10 protein-coding genes are annotated in these 14,974 nt (G+C 71.8%); 8 read left to right on the top strand and 2 right to left on the bottom strand.

The window, feature by feature from the left end; translation table 11 throughout:
• Window positions 1-28: 28 nt before the first annotated feature.
• On the top strand, window positions 29-1,438 hold the full coding sequence (gene sthA / locus AB0K18_RS27730; protein WP_364919598.1) for a Si-specific NAD(P)(+) transhydrogenase: 1,410 nt from the start codon (window positions 29-31) through the stop codon (window positions 1,436-1,438).
• Window positions 1,439-1,593: 155 nt separating this feature from the next.
• On the opposite strand, the gene AB0K18_RS27725 is transcribed toward sthA, so the two are convergent.
• A complete protein-coding gene (locus AB0K18_RS27725; protein WP_364919595.1) occupies window positions 1,594-2,265 on the bottom strand; it encodes a DoxX family protein in 672 nt (223 codons plus the stop codon).
• A 35-nt stretch (window positions 2,266-2,300) separates the two neighbouring features.
• Window positions 2,301-3,830 (bottom strand): MFS transporter, encoded by a 1,530-nt coding sequence (locus tag AB0K18_RS27720; protein ID WP_364919592.1) that lies wholly within the window; start codon window positions 3,828-3,830, stop codon window positions 2,301-2,303.
• Window positions 3,831-4,141: 311 nt separating this feature from the next.
• Here AB0K18_RS27720 and AB0K18_RS27715 point away from each other — a divergent pair, with 311 nt between their 5' ends.
• The 7 genes from AB0K18_RS27715 (at window position 4,142) to AB0K18_RS27685 (ending at window position 14,920) form a co-directional block, all read left to right on the top strand.
• Window positions 4,142-5,803 (top strand): hypothetical protein, encoded by a 1,662-nt coding sequence (locus tag AB0K18_RS27715; RefSeq protein WP_364919589.1) that lies wholly within the window; start codon window positions 4,142-4,144, stop codon window positions 5,801-5,803.
• A gap of 15 nt (window positions 5,804-5,818) precedes the next feature.
• Window positions 5,819-6,715 (top strand): haloalkane dehalogenase, encoded by an 897-nt coding sequence (locus tag AB0K18_RS27710; protein WP_364919587.1) that lies wholly within the window; start codon window positions 5,819-5,821, stop codon window positions 6,713-6,715.
• 64 nt (window positions 6,716-6,779) lie between these two features.
• On the top strand, window positions 6,780-9,137 hold the full coding sequence (locus AB0K18_RS27705; protein WP_364919584.1) for an AAA family ATPase: 2,358 nt from the start codon (window positions 6,780-6,782) through the stop codon (window positions 9,135-9,137).
• 139 nt (window positions 9,138-9,276) lie between these two features.
• Window positions 9,277-10,263, top strand: coding sequence for an ABC transporter permease (locus tag AB0K18_RS27700; RefSeq protein WP_364919581.1), 987 nt, complete (start codon window positions 9,277-9,279; stop codon window positions 10,261-10,263).
• Window positions 10,260-11,171 (top strand): ABC transporter permease, encoded by a 912-nt coding sequence (locus AB0K18_RS27695; protein ID WP_355413087.1) that lies wholly within the window; start codon window positions 10,260-10,262, stop codon window positions 11,169-11,171. The genes AB0K18_RS27700 and AB0K18_RS27695 overlap by 4 nt, the downstream gene beginning before the upstream one ends.
• The gene (locus AB0K18_RS27690; RefSeq protein ID WP_364919576.1) at window positions 11,168-13,192 is read left to right on the top strand and encodes an ABC transporter ATP-binding protein; all 2,025 of its coding nucleotides are present in this window, start codon (window positions 11,168-11,170) and stop codon (window positions 13,190-13,192) included. Before AB0K18_RS27695 ends, AB0K18_RS27690 begins: the two co-directional genes overlap by 4 nt.
• A 30-nt stretch (window positions 13,193-13,222) precedes the next feature.
• The gene (locus AB0K18_RS27685) at window positions 13,223-14,920 is read left to right on the top strand and encodes an ABC transporter family substrate-binding protein (RefSeq protein ID WP_364919573.1); all 1,698 of its coding nucleotides are present in this window, start codon (window positions 13,223-13,225) and stop codon (window positions 14,918-14,920) included.
• Window positions 14,921-14,974 lie beyond the last annotated feature (54 nt).

Raw genomic sequence — 14,974 nt, 5'->3', positions numbered from 1 at the left:
GCACGGGCGACCCCGCAGACTGGACGGCGTGGCGGACTTCGATGTGGTGGTCCTGGGCTCGGGACCGGGCGGGCAGAAGGCGGCGATCGCGGCCGCGAAACTCGGCAGGCGTGTGGCGGTGATCGAGAAACGGAACATGATCGGCGGCGTGTGCATCAACACGGGCACGATCCCGTCGAAGACGCTGCGCGAGGCCGTCCTCTATCTGACGGGGCTCAACCAGCGGGAGCTGTACGGCGCCAGCTACCGCGTCAAGGACGAGATCACGGTCACCGACCTCGGCATGCGCACCCAGCACGTGATCGGCCGCGAGATCCAGGTGATCCGCGCCCAGCTGGCCCGCAACCACGTGACGGTGCTGCAGGGCACCGGCCGCTTCCTCGACCCGTACACGATCGGCATCACCGGCGAGGACCAGGACGAGAAGAAGGTCACCGCTGACAAGATCGTGATCGCGACGGGCACCTCGCCGGCCCGGCCGGCGAGCGTCGAGTTCGACGACAAGACCGTGATCGACTCCGACGCGATCCTGCGGCTCGACCGGGTGCCCGAGACGCTGGTCGTGGTGGGTGCCGGGGTGATCGGCATCGAGTACGCCTCCATGTTCGCCGCGCTCGGCACCAAGGTGACCGTGATCGAGCGGCGCGAGCGCATGCTGGAGTTCTGCGACCTGGAGATCGTCGAGGCGCTGAAGTACCACCTGCGTGACCTCGCGGTCACCTTCCGGTTCGGCGAGAACGTGGCGGCCGTCGAGCGCCGCCCGCGCGGCGCGCTGACCCTGCTGGAGAGCGGCAAGATCATCCCGGCCGACTGCGTCATGTACTCGGCCGGCCGCCATGGCAAGACCGCCGAGCTGTGCCTGGAGGCCGCCGGACTGTCCGCCGACGACCGCGGCCGGATCAAGGTGGACGAGAACTTCGCCACCGAGGTGCCCCACATCTACGCCGTCGGCGACGTGATCGGCTTTCCCGCGCTGGCCGCCACCTCGATGGAGCAGGGCAGGCTGGCCGCGCAGCACGCCTGCGGCGAGCCGTCGGGCGACCTGGCCGAGCTGCCGCCCATCGGCATCTACACCATTCCCGAGATCAGCTTCGTCGGCCGCTCGGAGGACGAGCTGACCCGCGACAAGGTGCCGTTCGAGGTGGGCATCTCCCGCTACCGGGAGCTGGCCAGGGGGCAGATCATCGGCGACTCGTACGGCATGCTCAAGCTGCTGGTGTCCTCCGAGGACCGCCGGCTGCTCGGCGTGCACGTGTTCGGCACGGGCGCCACCGAACTGGTGCACATCGGGCAGACCGTCATGGGGTGCGGCGGCACGGTCGACTACCTGGTCAACGCGGTGTTCAACTATCCGACGCTCGCGGAGTCGTACAAGGTGGCGGCGCTGGACGCGATGAACAAGATGCGCACGGTCGCCCGGCTCACCGCTGACCTGTAGCGCGCGATCGGTACATCGGCTCTGGACGACGTCGATCCTGAACTTCTCGCTCTCGAACGTGCCCTCCCTGCTCGCCAGCACCTTGTCGGGTGGGACGGTCGAGGTGGGTGCGGGGAGTCCAACGCCGCCCGCCCGGAAACCCCAGGGGTGTTCGATCAGTCGGTGGAGGGGCGGCGGTTGCGCGGCGCCGGCTTCTTGCGGCCCGCCACCAGCGTGTCTCCCGCTGCGGTCGTGACCTCCTCGCCGTTGCCCGGCTCCTTGGCCGCGGTACGCGGCTTCGGGTGGGGCGCGGTGTCCTCGGACGAGGAGGGGGTCTCCTCCGTCTTCGGAGCCGGAGCCGGAGCCGGTTCGGCGGGTTTCTCCTCGGGCTCCTTGAGCGCGGCGATCACGCGGTCGGCCTCGGTGTCGGCGGCGAACTCGTCGGCCGCCTGCGACTCCCTGCGCCTGATGACGACCATGTGATCGACCGACACGCGGCCCGCGCCGACGACGGCGAGCAGCAGGCTGGCCGCGCCGAGGAGGATGAGCTCGTTCAGGCTGATGGGATTGAGCGGGGGCGCGACCAGGAAGACGGCCAGCGCCTCGGCGAAGAGGATCAGCCCCGTGATGGAGACCGCGAGCCCGGCGATGAGCAGCGCGCCGCCGATGAGCTCGGCGAGCATGGTGACCGTGGCCCAGGCGCCGGGAGCGGGGGCGCCCTGCTCCAGGAACTTCGCCCCGGTGATCTTCAGGCCGTCTTCGAGCTTGGCCCAGCCGTTGGCGAAGAAGATCCCGCCCACGCCTAACCGGGCGACGAGCGCGGCAAGATCACGTAGCGACTGTTTCACGGGAGTTGTCTGCCCTAATCGGGACATGGCACACCTCAATCACGGCTGAGCAGCATGGCCACCACGACGGCGGTCAGGCTGAGCAGGACGACGCTCACGACCACCGTCGTGTGCAGGGCGTTGACGAAGGCCCACCGGGCGGCGTCGAGCAGCGCGCCGCCGGTCTGGCCGCCGAGCTGGTTCGCGACGTGGGCGGCCGAGGCGAGCGACTGGCGGGCCTCGTCCATGCCGCCCGCGGGCACGCCGGGGACGGACGGGAGCCCGGGGGCGTAGACGATGGCGGTGATCGTGCCGAGCACGGCCACACCGAGTCCGGCGCCCAGCTCGTACGCGGTCTCCTCGATCGCCGCCGCGCCGCCCGCCTGCGACTCGGGGGCGGCGGCCATGATCGTGTCGGACGCGGCGAGCAGCGCCACCTGCACGCCGAAGCCGATGCCCACGAAGCAGCACGCGAGCATCACGGGATGCCCCTCGACGCCCCAGGTCAGCGTGGGGGTCAGGGAGAACGCGACGAGGCCGAGCCCGCCGCTCATCGTGGCCCGCATGCCGATCTTGGGCAGGATGTGGGCGGCGGCGAGACCGCCCGCGATGGCCGAGGCGACCAGGGGCAGCATGCGCAGCGCCGCGCGCACGGGGCTGTCGCCGAGCACGAGCTGCAGGTATTGGGCGAGCATGAGCTGCAGCCCGACCAGCGCGAACACGCCGAGCAGCACGCCGGTGACGCCGGTCGTGAACGAGCGCCGCCGGAACAGGCCGACCTCCAGGAACGGCTCGCGCAGCCGCGTCTGGCGGCGGACGAAGGCCACGAGCAGCCCCACCCCGGTGAAGAACACCAGCACCGAGGCCCACAGCGGCATGAGGCTGCCGGAGCCGGCCTCCTTCAGGCCGAAGGCCAGCGCCAGGATGCCGAGCACCGACAGGATCGCGCTGGCGACGTCCCATGGCCGGTCGGGGCGCTCGCGCGACTCGGGCAGCAGGCGTACGGCGGCGGGCAGCAGCACCAGCAGGATCGGCACGTTGATGAGGAAGACCGCGCCCCACCAGAGACCGACGAGCACGCCGCCGATGAGCGGCCCGACGGCGGCGCCGGCGGCGGCGACCGCGCTCCAGACGCCGAGCGCGATGGCCCGCTCCCGCCGGTCGGTGAAGACCTGGCGGATCAGCGACAGCGTGGCCGGCATGATCATCGCGCCGCCCACACCGAGCAGCGCCCTGGCGAGGATGAGCGTCAGCGGCGTCGGGGCGAACGCGGCCCCGGCCGAGGCCACCCCGAACAGCACGAAACCGCACAGCACCAGCCGCTTGCGGCCGTACTTGTCGCCCAGCGTGCCGAACATGATCAGCAGTGGCGCCACGACCAGCGAGTAGATGTCGATGATCCACAGGAGCTGCACCGCGGAGGGTTCGAGCGCGGCCGTGAGCGCGGGCACCGCGATGTGCAGGACGGTCGCGTCGACCGTGATGAGCAGCAGGCTCAGACAGAGCAGCACCAGGATGGACCAGCGGCGGTCACGAGGATCCCGGTCGGCGACGCGGACGAGGGGTGCGGCCTGTGTGACGGTCATGGGCCTCCTTGCAGGCCGATCCGAATCACAGGGCCCGCACGTGCTGGTGATCGACCGGGGGCGGAAGCGCGGTGGGGTGTCCTGGCTCCGGCGCTCCGGCTTGCGTGGCAGCTTAGGCCATGTCAGGCACTTGTCATAGCGGTATCGGACGATCCACGGTCGGCCCCGACCTCTCTAGAGAGATACAGCCATATGTCGGCATCTATCCATCGATCGGATCGGAGCCGATCATGGTACGTGTGGGGACCGACGGACGTGACACAACCACCCATCCCTCCGACCGGTCCTCCCGCGAATGGTGCGAAGAGGCCGTGACCAGGCTGAACGCCGGCCGCCCCGAGTCCGCACTCGAAGCCGCGAGGAACGCCGCCGACCGCGAGCCGGGCGCCGAGTGGCCGTACCGGCTCATCAGCCTCGCCCACGAGCGGCTCGGCCGCGACGCCGACGCCCTGCCCGCCGCCGAGCGGGCCGTGGAACTCTCGCGCGGCTCGTGGCCCGCCCGGCTGCGCCTGGCCGCGGTGCTGCGCCGGATTCCCGGCCGCTGGCAGGAGGCCGTGGAGCACGCGATCCTGGCCGAGAAGTTCGCGCCCGAGCAGCCGGGGCCCGCGGTGATGCTGGGGGACCTCGCGCTGCTGCGCGGCGAGCACGTACGCGCGGCGCGCTCGTACCGGGCGGCGCTCGCGCTCGACCCCGAAGACCCGCAGGCCCGCGTCAACCTGGGCCTGGCCCTGCTGCGGTGGGATCCGCCCCGCGCGCACCACGACCCGGCCTGGCCGGTCGTGCCGCGCGAGACAGGGCGGGCCAGGCGGGCGCTGGAGGTCTGGTCGCGCCAGGTCAGGCTGCTGCTCGCGGTGGCCACGCCGGCCGTTGCGGCGTGCGCGCTCCTGCTGGACTGGGGCGCGCAGGCGCGGCTCGGCGGGTTCGCAGTGCTGGTGCTGCTGGTGCCGCTCACGGTCAGGCAGGCGCGGCGGGTGGCGGTCTGGTCGTACGCGAGGGCGATGCTGCGCCGGGACCCCTGGCTCGGGGGGTCGGTGGTGTCGGCGGCCCTGGCGGTGCCGGCGTTCGCGGCCTGGCTGCTGCTGGGCGCCGTACCTGCTTTGCCGCGCGCCTTCGACCCCGTGTGGGCGGGGCTGGCCGGTTACGTGGTGCTGAGCTGGCCCGCGCTGGCGGGCGTACGGGCGCTGGCGGAGACGTGGCGGGGGCGTCCGCTGCCGGCGCTGGCCGAGACGCTGCCCGCGCGGGCGGCCGAGCGGGCGGCCAGGCGGAACACCGGCGTACTGCTGTGGATCGTGCTCGGCAGGACGTGGTCGGTGCTGGTGACGCTGGTGGCCGGGGCGCTGGTGGTGGAGCCGCGGGCGGTGGTGGCCGCCGTCGCGGTGCCGTACCCGCTGGTGCGGGGGTATCTGCGGGCGCGGGGGCACGGTGACAGGGCGCTGGCCGTCGCGTCGGCGCTGGTGGTGCTGGGCGCGGTGGCGTGCGCGGCGGGCGGGCTGCTGGGACAGGCGTGGGCGTGGCGCGCCGGGCTCGGCGCGCTGCTCGCGGTGGCGGCGGTGTTCGCGGGGCGCGCGCTGCTCGCCTGGTGGCGCGGCGGTCCCGGGCCGTGGCGCTCCTCGATGCTCATGTGCGACCTGCCGATGGGCGCGGAGCCGTCGGTCCCGCTCGACTCCGACGTCCGCCAGACCTTCTCCTACGCCCGCAGCATCGTCCTGTCGTACGGCGACGCGCTCGGGCCCCGCGTCGCCGGCGCGGTGGCGACCGTCACCTCGGCCGGCGAGCTGCGGCTGATCGCCGAGACCGAGGCGTGGCAGGCCATCGAGGACGACCCGCGGGTGGCGGTGTTCGCCGCGGACCCGTTGCAGCGGCGGTTCTGGGTGGAGGTGCGCGGCGTGGCGCAGGCCGACTCCGACGTGTTGTGGGTGACGCCCAAGCAGGTGCTCGTCGGCGAGTTCCCCGGGCGGCACCAGCGCCGCTGAGTAGAATGTTGTTCTATGCGGATTCTGCGCACCCCTGAAGAGCGCTTCGCCGGACTGCCCGGCTTCCCCTACGAGCCGCACTACGCCGAGGTCGGCGACGGGCTGCGGATGGCGTACGTCGAGGCGGGCCCCGCCGACGGCGAGCCCGTCGTCCTGCTGCACGGCGAGCCGAGCTGGTCCTTCCTCTACCGGCACGTCATTCCCGAGCTGACCGCGGCGGGACTGCGCGCCATCGCGCCCGACCTGATCGGGTTCGGCCGCTCCGACAAGCCCGCCGAGCAGGCCGATCACACCTACGCCAGGCACGTCGAGTGGACCAGGGCCCTGCTGTTCGACGCGCTCGGCCTGACGGGCGTGACGATCGCCGGCCAGGACTGGGGCGGCCTCATCGGGCTGCGCATCGCCGCCGAGCACCCCGGCCGGGTGGCGCGGATCGTCGCGGCCAACACGGGCTTGCCGACGGGTGACATTCCCATGCCCGAGGTGTGGCACCGGTTCAGGGACGCGGTGCGCAAGGCGCCGGTGCTGGACATCGCCCGGCTGATCCAGGCGGGCTGCACGACCAAGCTGGCGCCCGAGGTGCGGGCGGCCTACGACGCGCCGTTTCCCGACGAGTCCTACAAGGCGGGGCCGCGCGCCATGCCCGGTCTCGTGCCCAACACGCCCGACGACCCCGCGGCGCCCGCCAACCGCGCTGCCTGGGAGATCCTGACCACGCTCGACCGGCCGGTGCTGGTGGCCTTCTCCGACGGCGACCCGATCACCGGCGGCATGGCGCCCGTGCTCAAGAAGTCGCTGCGCGGCGCCGCGGGCCTGCGGCATCCCGAGATCGAAGGCGCGGGGCACTTCCTGCAAGAGGACGCGGGCGCCGAGCTCGGCCGCAGGATAGCCCTTTTCGTGACCTCCACCTAGCGTGTCAGGACCGCCCAACTGTCGGCCTGGTGCGGTATAACCGGGGGCGGACCGGGGAGGCGTGATGCGTGAGTCCGGCAGGACCCAGACCGCGGGGAGGGCCGCGGCGCGGGATCTGTTCGAAAAGGTTCGGCTGCGTTATTTCCAGATTCCCCCGGCCGTGCGCCGGGTCCTCTACGCGGTCGTGCTCGTGACCGTCATGGGCGTGGGCGCGGCACTCGGCTGGGACCTTCTCCAGACCTTCCCCCTGGTGCTGCTGCTGCTCGCCTTCGTGGCGCTGACCATGCGCTTTCCCAGGGCCGCCGCGACCATGCTGGTCGTCGCGGGCTGGGTGGTGCTGGCGCTGCCGCTCTTCTCCACACTGTTCGGTCCCGGTGCCGGGGCCGTGCACCTCATGGTCGCGCTGTCCCTGCCCGTCGCCGGCGCGGCCCACCTGATCCGTTGGGTGACGCCGTGGCTGACCACACTGATGGCGCTCGCCCCCGCAGGAGTGCTCGGCGCCCTGGTCGCCTTCGCCTTCTCCTCCATCGCTGCCGCGGTCTGGGTCGCTTACGCCGCCGCCGCGGCCGTGCTCGTACAGCGGTTCCTGGTGGCCCGCCGGGTCAAGGCCGAGGCCGCCGCCGCGGAAGAGCAGCAGGTACGCGTCAGGGTGCGCGAGGGCCGCCCCGAGTCGCCCCAGGACAAGCAGGGCGCCCCGCCGCAGATCTCCGTCGAGGAGGCGCTCGGCGAGCTGGAGAGCATGATCGGCCTGCAGCCGGTCAAAGAGCAGGTGCGCTCGATCGCCGCCTCCATCGAGGCCGGCCGCCTGCGCGCCGAGGCCGGTTACACCACCGGCCGCCCCACCAGGCACTTCGTCTTCGTCGGTCCGCCCGGCACCGGCAAGACCAGCGTCGCCCGCGCACTCGCCAAGATCTTCTACGCGTTCGGCCTGCTGGAGACCCCCTACGTCGTCGAGGCGCAGCGGGCCGATCTGGTGGGCGAGTTCCTGGGCGCGACCGCGATCAAGACCAACGAGCTGGTCGACCGGGCGCTCGGCGGCGTGCTGTTCATCGACGAGGCGTACGGGCTGGTCAACTCCTCCGACGGCCAGCCCGACCGGTTCGGCGCCGAGGCCGTGCAGACCCTGCTCAAGCGGGCCGAGGACGACCGCGACCGGCTGATCATCATCCTGGCCGGCTACGAGCAGGAGATGAGCGCGTTCCTGTCCAGCAACCCGGGGCTGGCCAGCAGGTTCGCCACCCGGGTGCGCTTCCCCGGCTACTCCCCCGCCGAGCTGGTCGAGGTCACCGAGCTGCTGCAGCGCCGCAGGGGCGACACGATGGCGCCCGAGACCCGGCGCGCGCTGCTCGGCCTCTACGAGGACGTCCACCGCCGCGGCCTGGTCGACGAGCTGGGCAACGCCCGCTTCGCGCGCAGCCTGGTCGAGGCCGCCGCGCAGGCCCGCGACGTGCGCGTGGTGGGCGCCGGCGGCACCCCGACCACGCACGACCTCGTCACCACCACCACGCCCGACGTCACCAAGGCGTTCGACGAGCTGACCGCCCGCTTCCGCGGCTACGTCGCCACGCCCACGCTGGAGGAGGCGCTCGCCGACCTCGACAGGATGGCCGGGCTCGCCCCGGTCAAGCGGCAGGTGCACGCCATCGCCGCCCAGCTCCAGGTGGCCAGGATGCGCCAGGAGCGCGGCCTGCCCACGCCGCAGCAGATGCGCCACTTCGTCTTCACCGGCCCGCCAGGCACCGGCAAGACCACGGTGGCCCGCGTGCTCGGCCGCGTCTTCGCCGCGCTCGGCCTGCTGCCCAGGCCCGACGTCGTCGAGGCGCACCGCGCCGACCTGGTCGGCCAGCACCTCGGCTCGACCGCGATCAAGACCAACGAGCTGGTCGACCGGGCGCTCGGCGGCGTGCTGTTCATCGACGAGGCCTACAGCCTGGTCAACCCCGGCTACCAGGGCGGCGACGCGTTCGGCGCCGAGGCCGTGCAGACCCTGCTCAAGCGGGCCGAGGACGACCGCGACCGGCTCGTCATCGTGCTGGCCGGCTACGAGCGCGAGATGGACGCCTTCCTCGCCACCAACCCCGGCCTGGCCAGCCGTTTCAACCAGCGCGTCGCCTTCCCCAGCTACTCACCCGCCGAGCTGTCGCAGATCGCGGTGCTGCTGGCCGAGAAGTCCGGCGACACCTTCGACGACGAGGCGCTGAGCAGGCTCGACGAGGTGTTCGCCTGGGTGTGCGAGGAGCGGCTGATCGACGGGCTGGGCAACGGCCGCTTCGCGCGTTCGCTGTTCGAGCGCGCGGCCATGCGCCGCGACGTGCGGCTGGCCGCCCACGCGGCGCGCGGCGGCTCGGCCAGCGCGGCCGACCTCACCACGATCACCAGTGAGGACGTCCGCACGGCGGTGGACGAGCTGGCCGGGCGCTGACGGCCGGGCGCTGACGGCCGGGCGCTGACTTTCTTTGACGCATGAGGTGCGCCGCGCCCCTAACATCGTGTAGCTATATGACTACGATGGGCCACATTCGGTGGCGTGTCGTATCTGTGGCCGCGTAGGAGGGGGAGCGATGGCGGGGTTCCTGGCCCGCAGGCTGCTCAACTACGCCGTGCTCGTCGTCGTGGCCGCCAGTCTCGCCTACCTGCTGGCGGCCATGGCGCTCGACCCGCGCTCCAACTACGCCGACCGCACGCCCAAGCCGCCGCCCGGCGTCGTGGACGCCCAGCTCACGGCGCTCAACCTCAACGACAAGACGCCGCTGCTGCAGCGCTACGCGACGTGGGCGGGCGGGGTGCTGCGCGGCGACTTCGGCAAGACCGTCGCGGGCTCGCCGGTCAACGAGGATCTCAAGCGCCGCATGGGTGTGACGTTCCGGCTGGTCATCCTGGGCCTGGTGTGCGGCAGCCTGCTCGGCGTGCTCACCGGCGCGCTGGCCGCGGTCCGCCAGTACGGCTGGTTCGACCGGCTGTCCACCGGCGTGTCGTTCCTGGTGCTGGCGATCCCCGTGGTCGTGCTGGCCAACATGCTGATCCTGGTGGCGTCGTGGGCCAACGAGGACCTGTTCGGGCGGCCGGTGCTGCTGGTCAGCGGCGAATACAGCGACGGCCTGACCACCGGCTTCTGGGGGCACGTGGTCGACCGGCTGCAACACCTGATCCTGCCGACGATCTCGCTGTCGGTCGGGCTGATCGCGGTGTTCAGCCGCTACCAGCGCAACATGATGCTCGACGTGCTCGGCGCCGACTTCGTCCGCACCGCCAGGGCCAAGGGGCTGAGCAGGCGCAAGGCGCTGACCCGCCACGCGCTGCGCACGGCGATGATCCCGGTGGTGACCTATTTCGCGTTCACCTTCGGTGCGCTCCTGACCGGGGCCACGTTCACCGAGAAGATCTTCGGCTGGCACGGGCTGGGCGAGCAGCTGATCAACTCGATCTTCAGCAACGACGTCAACACCGTGGCCGCCATCTCGCTGCTGGCCGCCATCGCCGTGCTGTGCGCCTCGCTGGCCGCCGACCTGCTGCACGCCGCGCTCGACCCGAGGGTGCGGGCCGGATGACGCTGTCGGAGGAGGAGCTGGCGGAAGAACTGTCCGACGGCACGCTGACCAGGGCGCCGTCCAGGACGCGGGTGGTCGCCGGCCGGTTCTTCCGCTCCACGCAGGGGCGCGTCGGGTTCGCGGTGCTGGCGCTGATGTTCCTGCTCGCGTTCGTGGGGCCGCTGTTCAGCCCGTGGACCTACACCGACAAGGACTTCACCGCGTTCCTGCAGCCGCCGTCGGCGCGCCACTGGTTCGGAACGCTCCAAACCGGCTCGGACGTCTTCGCCGTCACCCTGCGCGGCATGCAGAAGTCGCTGGTCGTGGGGCTGCTGGCGGCGCTGGTGTCCACGGCGCTGGCGGCGGTCGTGGGCGCGTTCGCCGGCTATTTCCTCGGCTGGACCGACCGGGCGCTGAGCTGGCTGACCGACCTGCTGCTCGTGCTGCCGGCGTTCCTCATCCTGGCGATCCTGTCGCCGCTGTTCGGCTCCGGCCAGTGGCCGCTGTTCGTGATCATGCTGGCGCTGTTCCTGTGGATGGTGACCTCGAAGATCGTGCGCGGGATGTCGATCTCGCTCAAGGAGCGCGAGTTCGTGCAGGCCGCCCGCTACATGGGCGTGCCGCCGGTGCGGATCATCTTCCGCCACATCATCCCCAACCTGTCCTCGCTGCTCATCGTGGACGCCACGCTCAACGTCAGCAGCGCCATCCTCACCGAGACCTCGCTGTCGTACTTCGGGTTCGGCATCCAGCCGCCCGACGTGTCGTTCGGCACGCTCATCGCCGACGGCTCCAAGACGGCGGTCTACGCGCCCTGGACGTTCTGGTTCGTGGCCGGGCTGCTGGTGGTCACGGTGCTGGCGGTCAACCTCGTCGGCGACGCGCTGCGCGACGCCTTCGATCCGTCCTCGTCCCGGGGGGCGCGATGAAACCGGTGCTGGAGGTCGGTGACCTCACCGTGTCGTTCGGCGGCGTGCCCGCCGTACGCGGGGTCAGCTACGCCGTACGTCCTGGCGAGGTGCTCGGCATCGTCGGCGAGTCGGGCTCCGGCAAGTCGCTGACCTGCGCCGCGGTGATGGGCCTGCTGCCGCCCCGCGCCCGGGTCACCGGCTCCGTACGCCTGCACGGCCGCGAGCTGATCGGCGCCCCCGACCGCGCTCTCAACGCCTTCCGCGGCAAGACCATGTCGATGGTCTTCCAGGACCCGTTGTCCGCGCTCACCCCGGTCTACCGGGTGGGCGACCAGATCGCCGAGGCCGTCCGCGTGCACCAGCGGGTCAGCAAGGAGACCGCGCTGGTCAAGGCCGTCGAGCTGCTCGACCTCGTCGGCATCCCGCACCCGTCGGAGCGGGCGCTGGCCTTCCCGCACGAGTTCTCCGGCGGCATGCGGCAGCGAGTGGTGATCGCGATGGCCATCGCCAACGACCCCGACGTGATCATCTGCGACGAGCCGACCACGGCGCTCGACGTCACCGTGCAGGCGCAGGTGCTGGAGGTGCTCAAGCGGGCGCAGGCCAAGACCGGCGCCGCGATCATCATGATCACCCACGACCTGGGGGTGGTGGCCGGGTTCGCCGACCGGGTGCTCGTCATGTACGCCGGCCGGCCCGTCGAGGTGGGCGGCGTGGACGACGTCTTCTATCGGACGCGGATGCCGTACACGGTGGGGCTGCTCGGCTCGATCCCGCGCGTCGACACCGGCGCCAGGCAGCCGCTGACGCCCATCGAGGGCAACCCGCCCTCGCCCGCCGAGCTGCCGCCCGGCTGCCCGTTCGCGCCGCGCTGCCCGATGCGCATCGACGAGTGCGACGCCGCCGAGCCGCCGCTGTACGACGTCGGCGAGGGCCATCGGGCGGCGTGCATCCGCTGGCAGGAGGTGCACCCCAGGCCGCCGGGCAAGCACGCCGCTCCGGAGGAGGGCGTGCGGCTGCGGGCGCGCGGCGAGCGGCCGGTGCTGGAGGTGCGCCACCTCGTCAAGGACTTCCCGCTGCTCAAGGGCGCGGTCTTCAAGCGCCGGGTGGGCACCGTGCACGCGGTGGCCGGCGTCAGCTTCGACATCCGCCAGGGCGAGACGTTCGGCCTGGTCGGCGAGTCGGGCAGCGGCAAGACCACCACGCTGACGCAGATCCTTGAGCTGGCCGCGCCCCAGGAGGGCTCCGTCGTCGTGCTCGGCCACGACACCGCGAAGCTCGGCAGGGCCGAGCGCACCGAGATCCGCCGCGACATGCAGGTCGTCTTCCAGGACCCGCTGGCCTCGCTCGACCCCCGCATGACCGTGCACGACATCCTGGCCGAGCCGCTGCGCACGCACGGCAGGCCCGAGCCGGCCCGCCGGGTCGGCGAGCTGCTCACGCTCGTCGGCCTCGACCCCTCCCACGCCGCCCGCTACCCGCAGGACTTCTCCGGCGGCCAGCGCCAGCGCATCGGCATCGCCAGGGCGCTCGCGCTGGAGCCCCGGCTGCTGGTCCTGGACGAGCCGGTCTCGGCGCTCGACGTGTCGATCCAGGCCGGGGTGATCAACCTGCTCGACTCGCTGCGCACCAGGCTCGGATTGTCCTACCTGTTCGTGGCTCACGACCTCGCCGTCGTGCGGCACATCGCCGACCGGGTGGCGGTGATGTACCTCGGCAGGATCGCCGAGATCGGGCGGGTGGAGGCGGTCTACGGCACGCCGATGCACCCGTACACGCAGGCGCTGCTGTCGGCGATCCCGCTGCCCGACCCCGTACGCGAGCGCTCGCGCGAGCGCATCCTGCTCGAAGGCGACCTGCCGAGCCCCGCCCGTCCCCCCTCCGGCTGCCGCTTCCGCACCCGATGCCCCAAGTTCCGCGCCGAGCTGACCGACGCCGAGCGCCGGCTCTGTGTCGACGCCGAGCCCGAGGTGCGCATGCTGGGCGGCGAGGACCAGGGGGCGGCCTGCCACTACGCAGACAGGCGCGAAGTCGTCTAGACCTCGCTCGATCCGGGAGGGAATCGCTCGATGAAACGATCACGTCGTGTGGTGTCGGCACTGCTGGCGGGCACGCTGCTGCTGCCGGCCGGTTGTGGCAAGGAGCAGGGCGGCGGCACCGGGGCCACCGACAGCGCCGGTGACGAGCGGACGATCAAGGCGTTCGACATCAACCCGCAGCCGCGCGAGAAGGTCAAGGACGGCGGGACGCTGCGCTGGGGCATCAACGAGTTCCCGACCCAGTGGAACAGGAACCACGTCGACGGCAACCTGGCGATGGCCGCGGTGATCAGCAACGCGCTGCTGCCCTCGCCGTTCAGGTCCGACGAGAAGGCGGAGATCTCGCCCGAGACCGACTACGTGCTCGACGCGCAGGTGACGAGCACGAAGCCGAAGCAGGTGGTGACGTACCGGCTGAACCCGAAGGCGAAGTGGTCCGACGGCAAGCCGATCACGTGGGCCGACTACCGCGCGCAGTGGCAGGCGCTCAACGGCCGCGACCCCGACTACCGCATCGTCTCCTCCACCGGTTACCAGGACATCGAGAAGGTCGCGCGGGGCAAGGACGACCATGAGGTGGTGGTGACGTTCGCGCGGCCGTTCGGCGACTGGCAGGCGCTGTTCGGGCCGCTGCTGCCGGCCGCGACCAACCGCGACGCGGAGTCGTTCAACACCGCCTGGCTCAACAAGATCCCGGTGACGGCGGGGCCGTTCAAGTTCGGCGGGTTCGACCAGACGGCCAAGACGATCACGCTGGTACGCGACGACGCGTGGTGGGGCGAGCGGTCCAAGCTCGACCGCATCATCTTCCGCGCCTCCGAGCAGGACTCCCTGATCAGCGCGTTCGGCAACGGCGAGCTCGACATCATCGACATCGGCCCGTCCGCGCCCGACTACGCGCGGGCCAGGTCCACCACCGGCGCCCAGGTGCGCCAGGCCGCCGGTCCCGACTTCCGGCACTTCACCTTCAACGGCTCCAGCCCGCTGCTCACCGACGTGAGGGTCCGCCAGGCCCTCCAGCTCGGCATCAACAGGGAGGCCATCGCGCAGTCCGACCTGCAGGGCCTCGACTGGCCGGTCACCCCGCTGAACAACCACTTCTTCATGAACACCCAGGAGGGCTACCAGGACAACGCGGGCGCGCTCGGCGCCTACAACCCCGACAAGGCCAAGCAGCTGCTCGACGCCGCCGGCTGGAAGCTCAACGGCCAGGTCAGGCAGAAGCAGGGCAGGACGCTCGACCTGCGGTTCGTGGTGCCGTCGGGGGTGCAGATCAGCAAGGCCGAGGGTGAGCTGGCGCAGAGCATGCTCGCCCAGATCGGGGTGAAGCTCTCCATCAAGGCCGTGCCGAGCGACGACTTCTTCACCAAGTACGTCATCCCCGGCAACTTCGACATCACCCCGTTCGCGTACATCGGCACGCCGTTCCCGGTCTCCAGCAGCTACGGCATCTACGCCAACGCAACGAACGGTCAGAACTGGAACGCCAACTTCGGCCGCACCGGGTCGCCCGCCATCGACCAGGCCATGAGCAGGGCCGCGCAGACGCTCGACCCGGCTCAGGCGCGGGCGGCGACGAACGAGGCCGACAAGCTGCTCTGGCCGCTGGTGAACGTGCTGCCGCTCTACCAGCGCCCGCAGCTGGTGGCCGTGCGCGCGTCGCTGGCCAACGTGGGGGCGCGCGGCTTCTTCGACCTCCAGTACGAGGACATCGGCTTCACCGGCTGAGCCCCGCAGGCCGTCCGGCCGCCGCGCCGCTCCTGGCGCGGCGGCCTCTCGCAT

The organism is Nonomuraea sp. NPDC049421, assembly GCF_040677005.1.
Taxonomy (GTDB): domain Bacteria; phylum Actinomycetota; class Actinomycetes; order Streptosporangiales; family Streptosporangiaceae; genus Nonomuraea; species Nonomuraea salmonea.
Note: the sequence above shows the minus strand (reverse complement) of the source record. Positions and strands in the feature narration are given on the sequence as shown.

Coding starts and splice junctions, on each gene's coding strand:
- AB0K18_RS27695 (WP_355413087.1), top strand. CDS start 10,260: ATGACGCTGTCGGAGGAGGAGCTGGCGGAAGAACTGTCCGACGGCACG.
- AB0K18_RS27685 (WP_364919573.1), top strand. CDS start 13,223: ATGAAACGATCACGTCGTGTGGTGTCGGCACTGCTGGCGGGCACGCTG.
- AB0K18_RS27690 (WP_364919576.1), top strand. CDS start 11,168: ATGAAACCGGTGCTGGAGGTCGGTGACCTCACCGTGTCGTTCGGCGGC.
- AB0K18_RS27700 (WP_364919581.1), top strand. CDS start 9,277: ATGGCGGGGTTCCTGGCCCGCAGGCTGCTCAACTACGCCGTGCTCGTC.
- AB0K18_RS27720 (WP_364919592.1), bottom strand. CDS start 3,830: ATGACCGTCACACAGGCCGCACCCCTCGTCCGCGTCGCCGACCGGGAT.
- AB0K18_RS27705 (WP_364919584.1), top strand. CDS start 6,780: ATGCGTGAGTCCGGCAGGACCCAGACCGCGGGGAGGGCCGCGGCGCGG.
- AB0K18_RS27710 (WP_364919587.1), top strand. CDS start 5,819: ATGCGGATTCTGCGCACCCCTGAAGAGCGCTTCGCCGGACTGCCCGGC.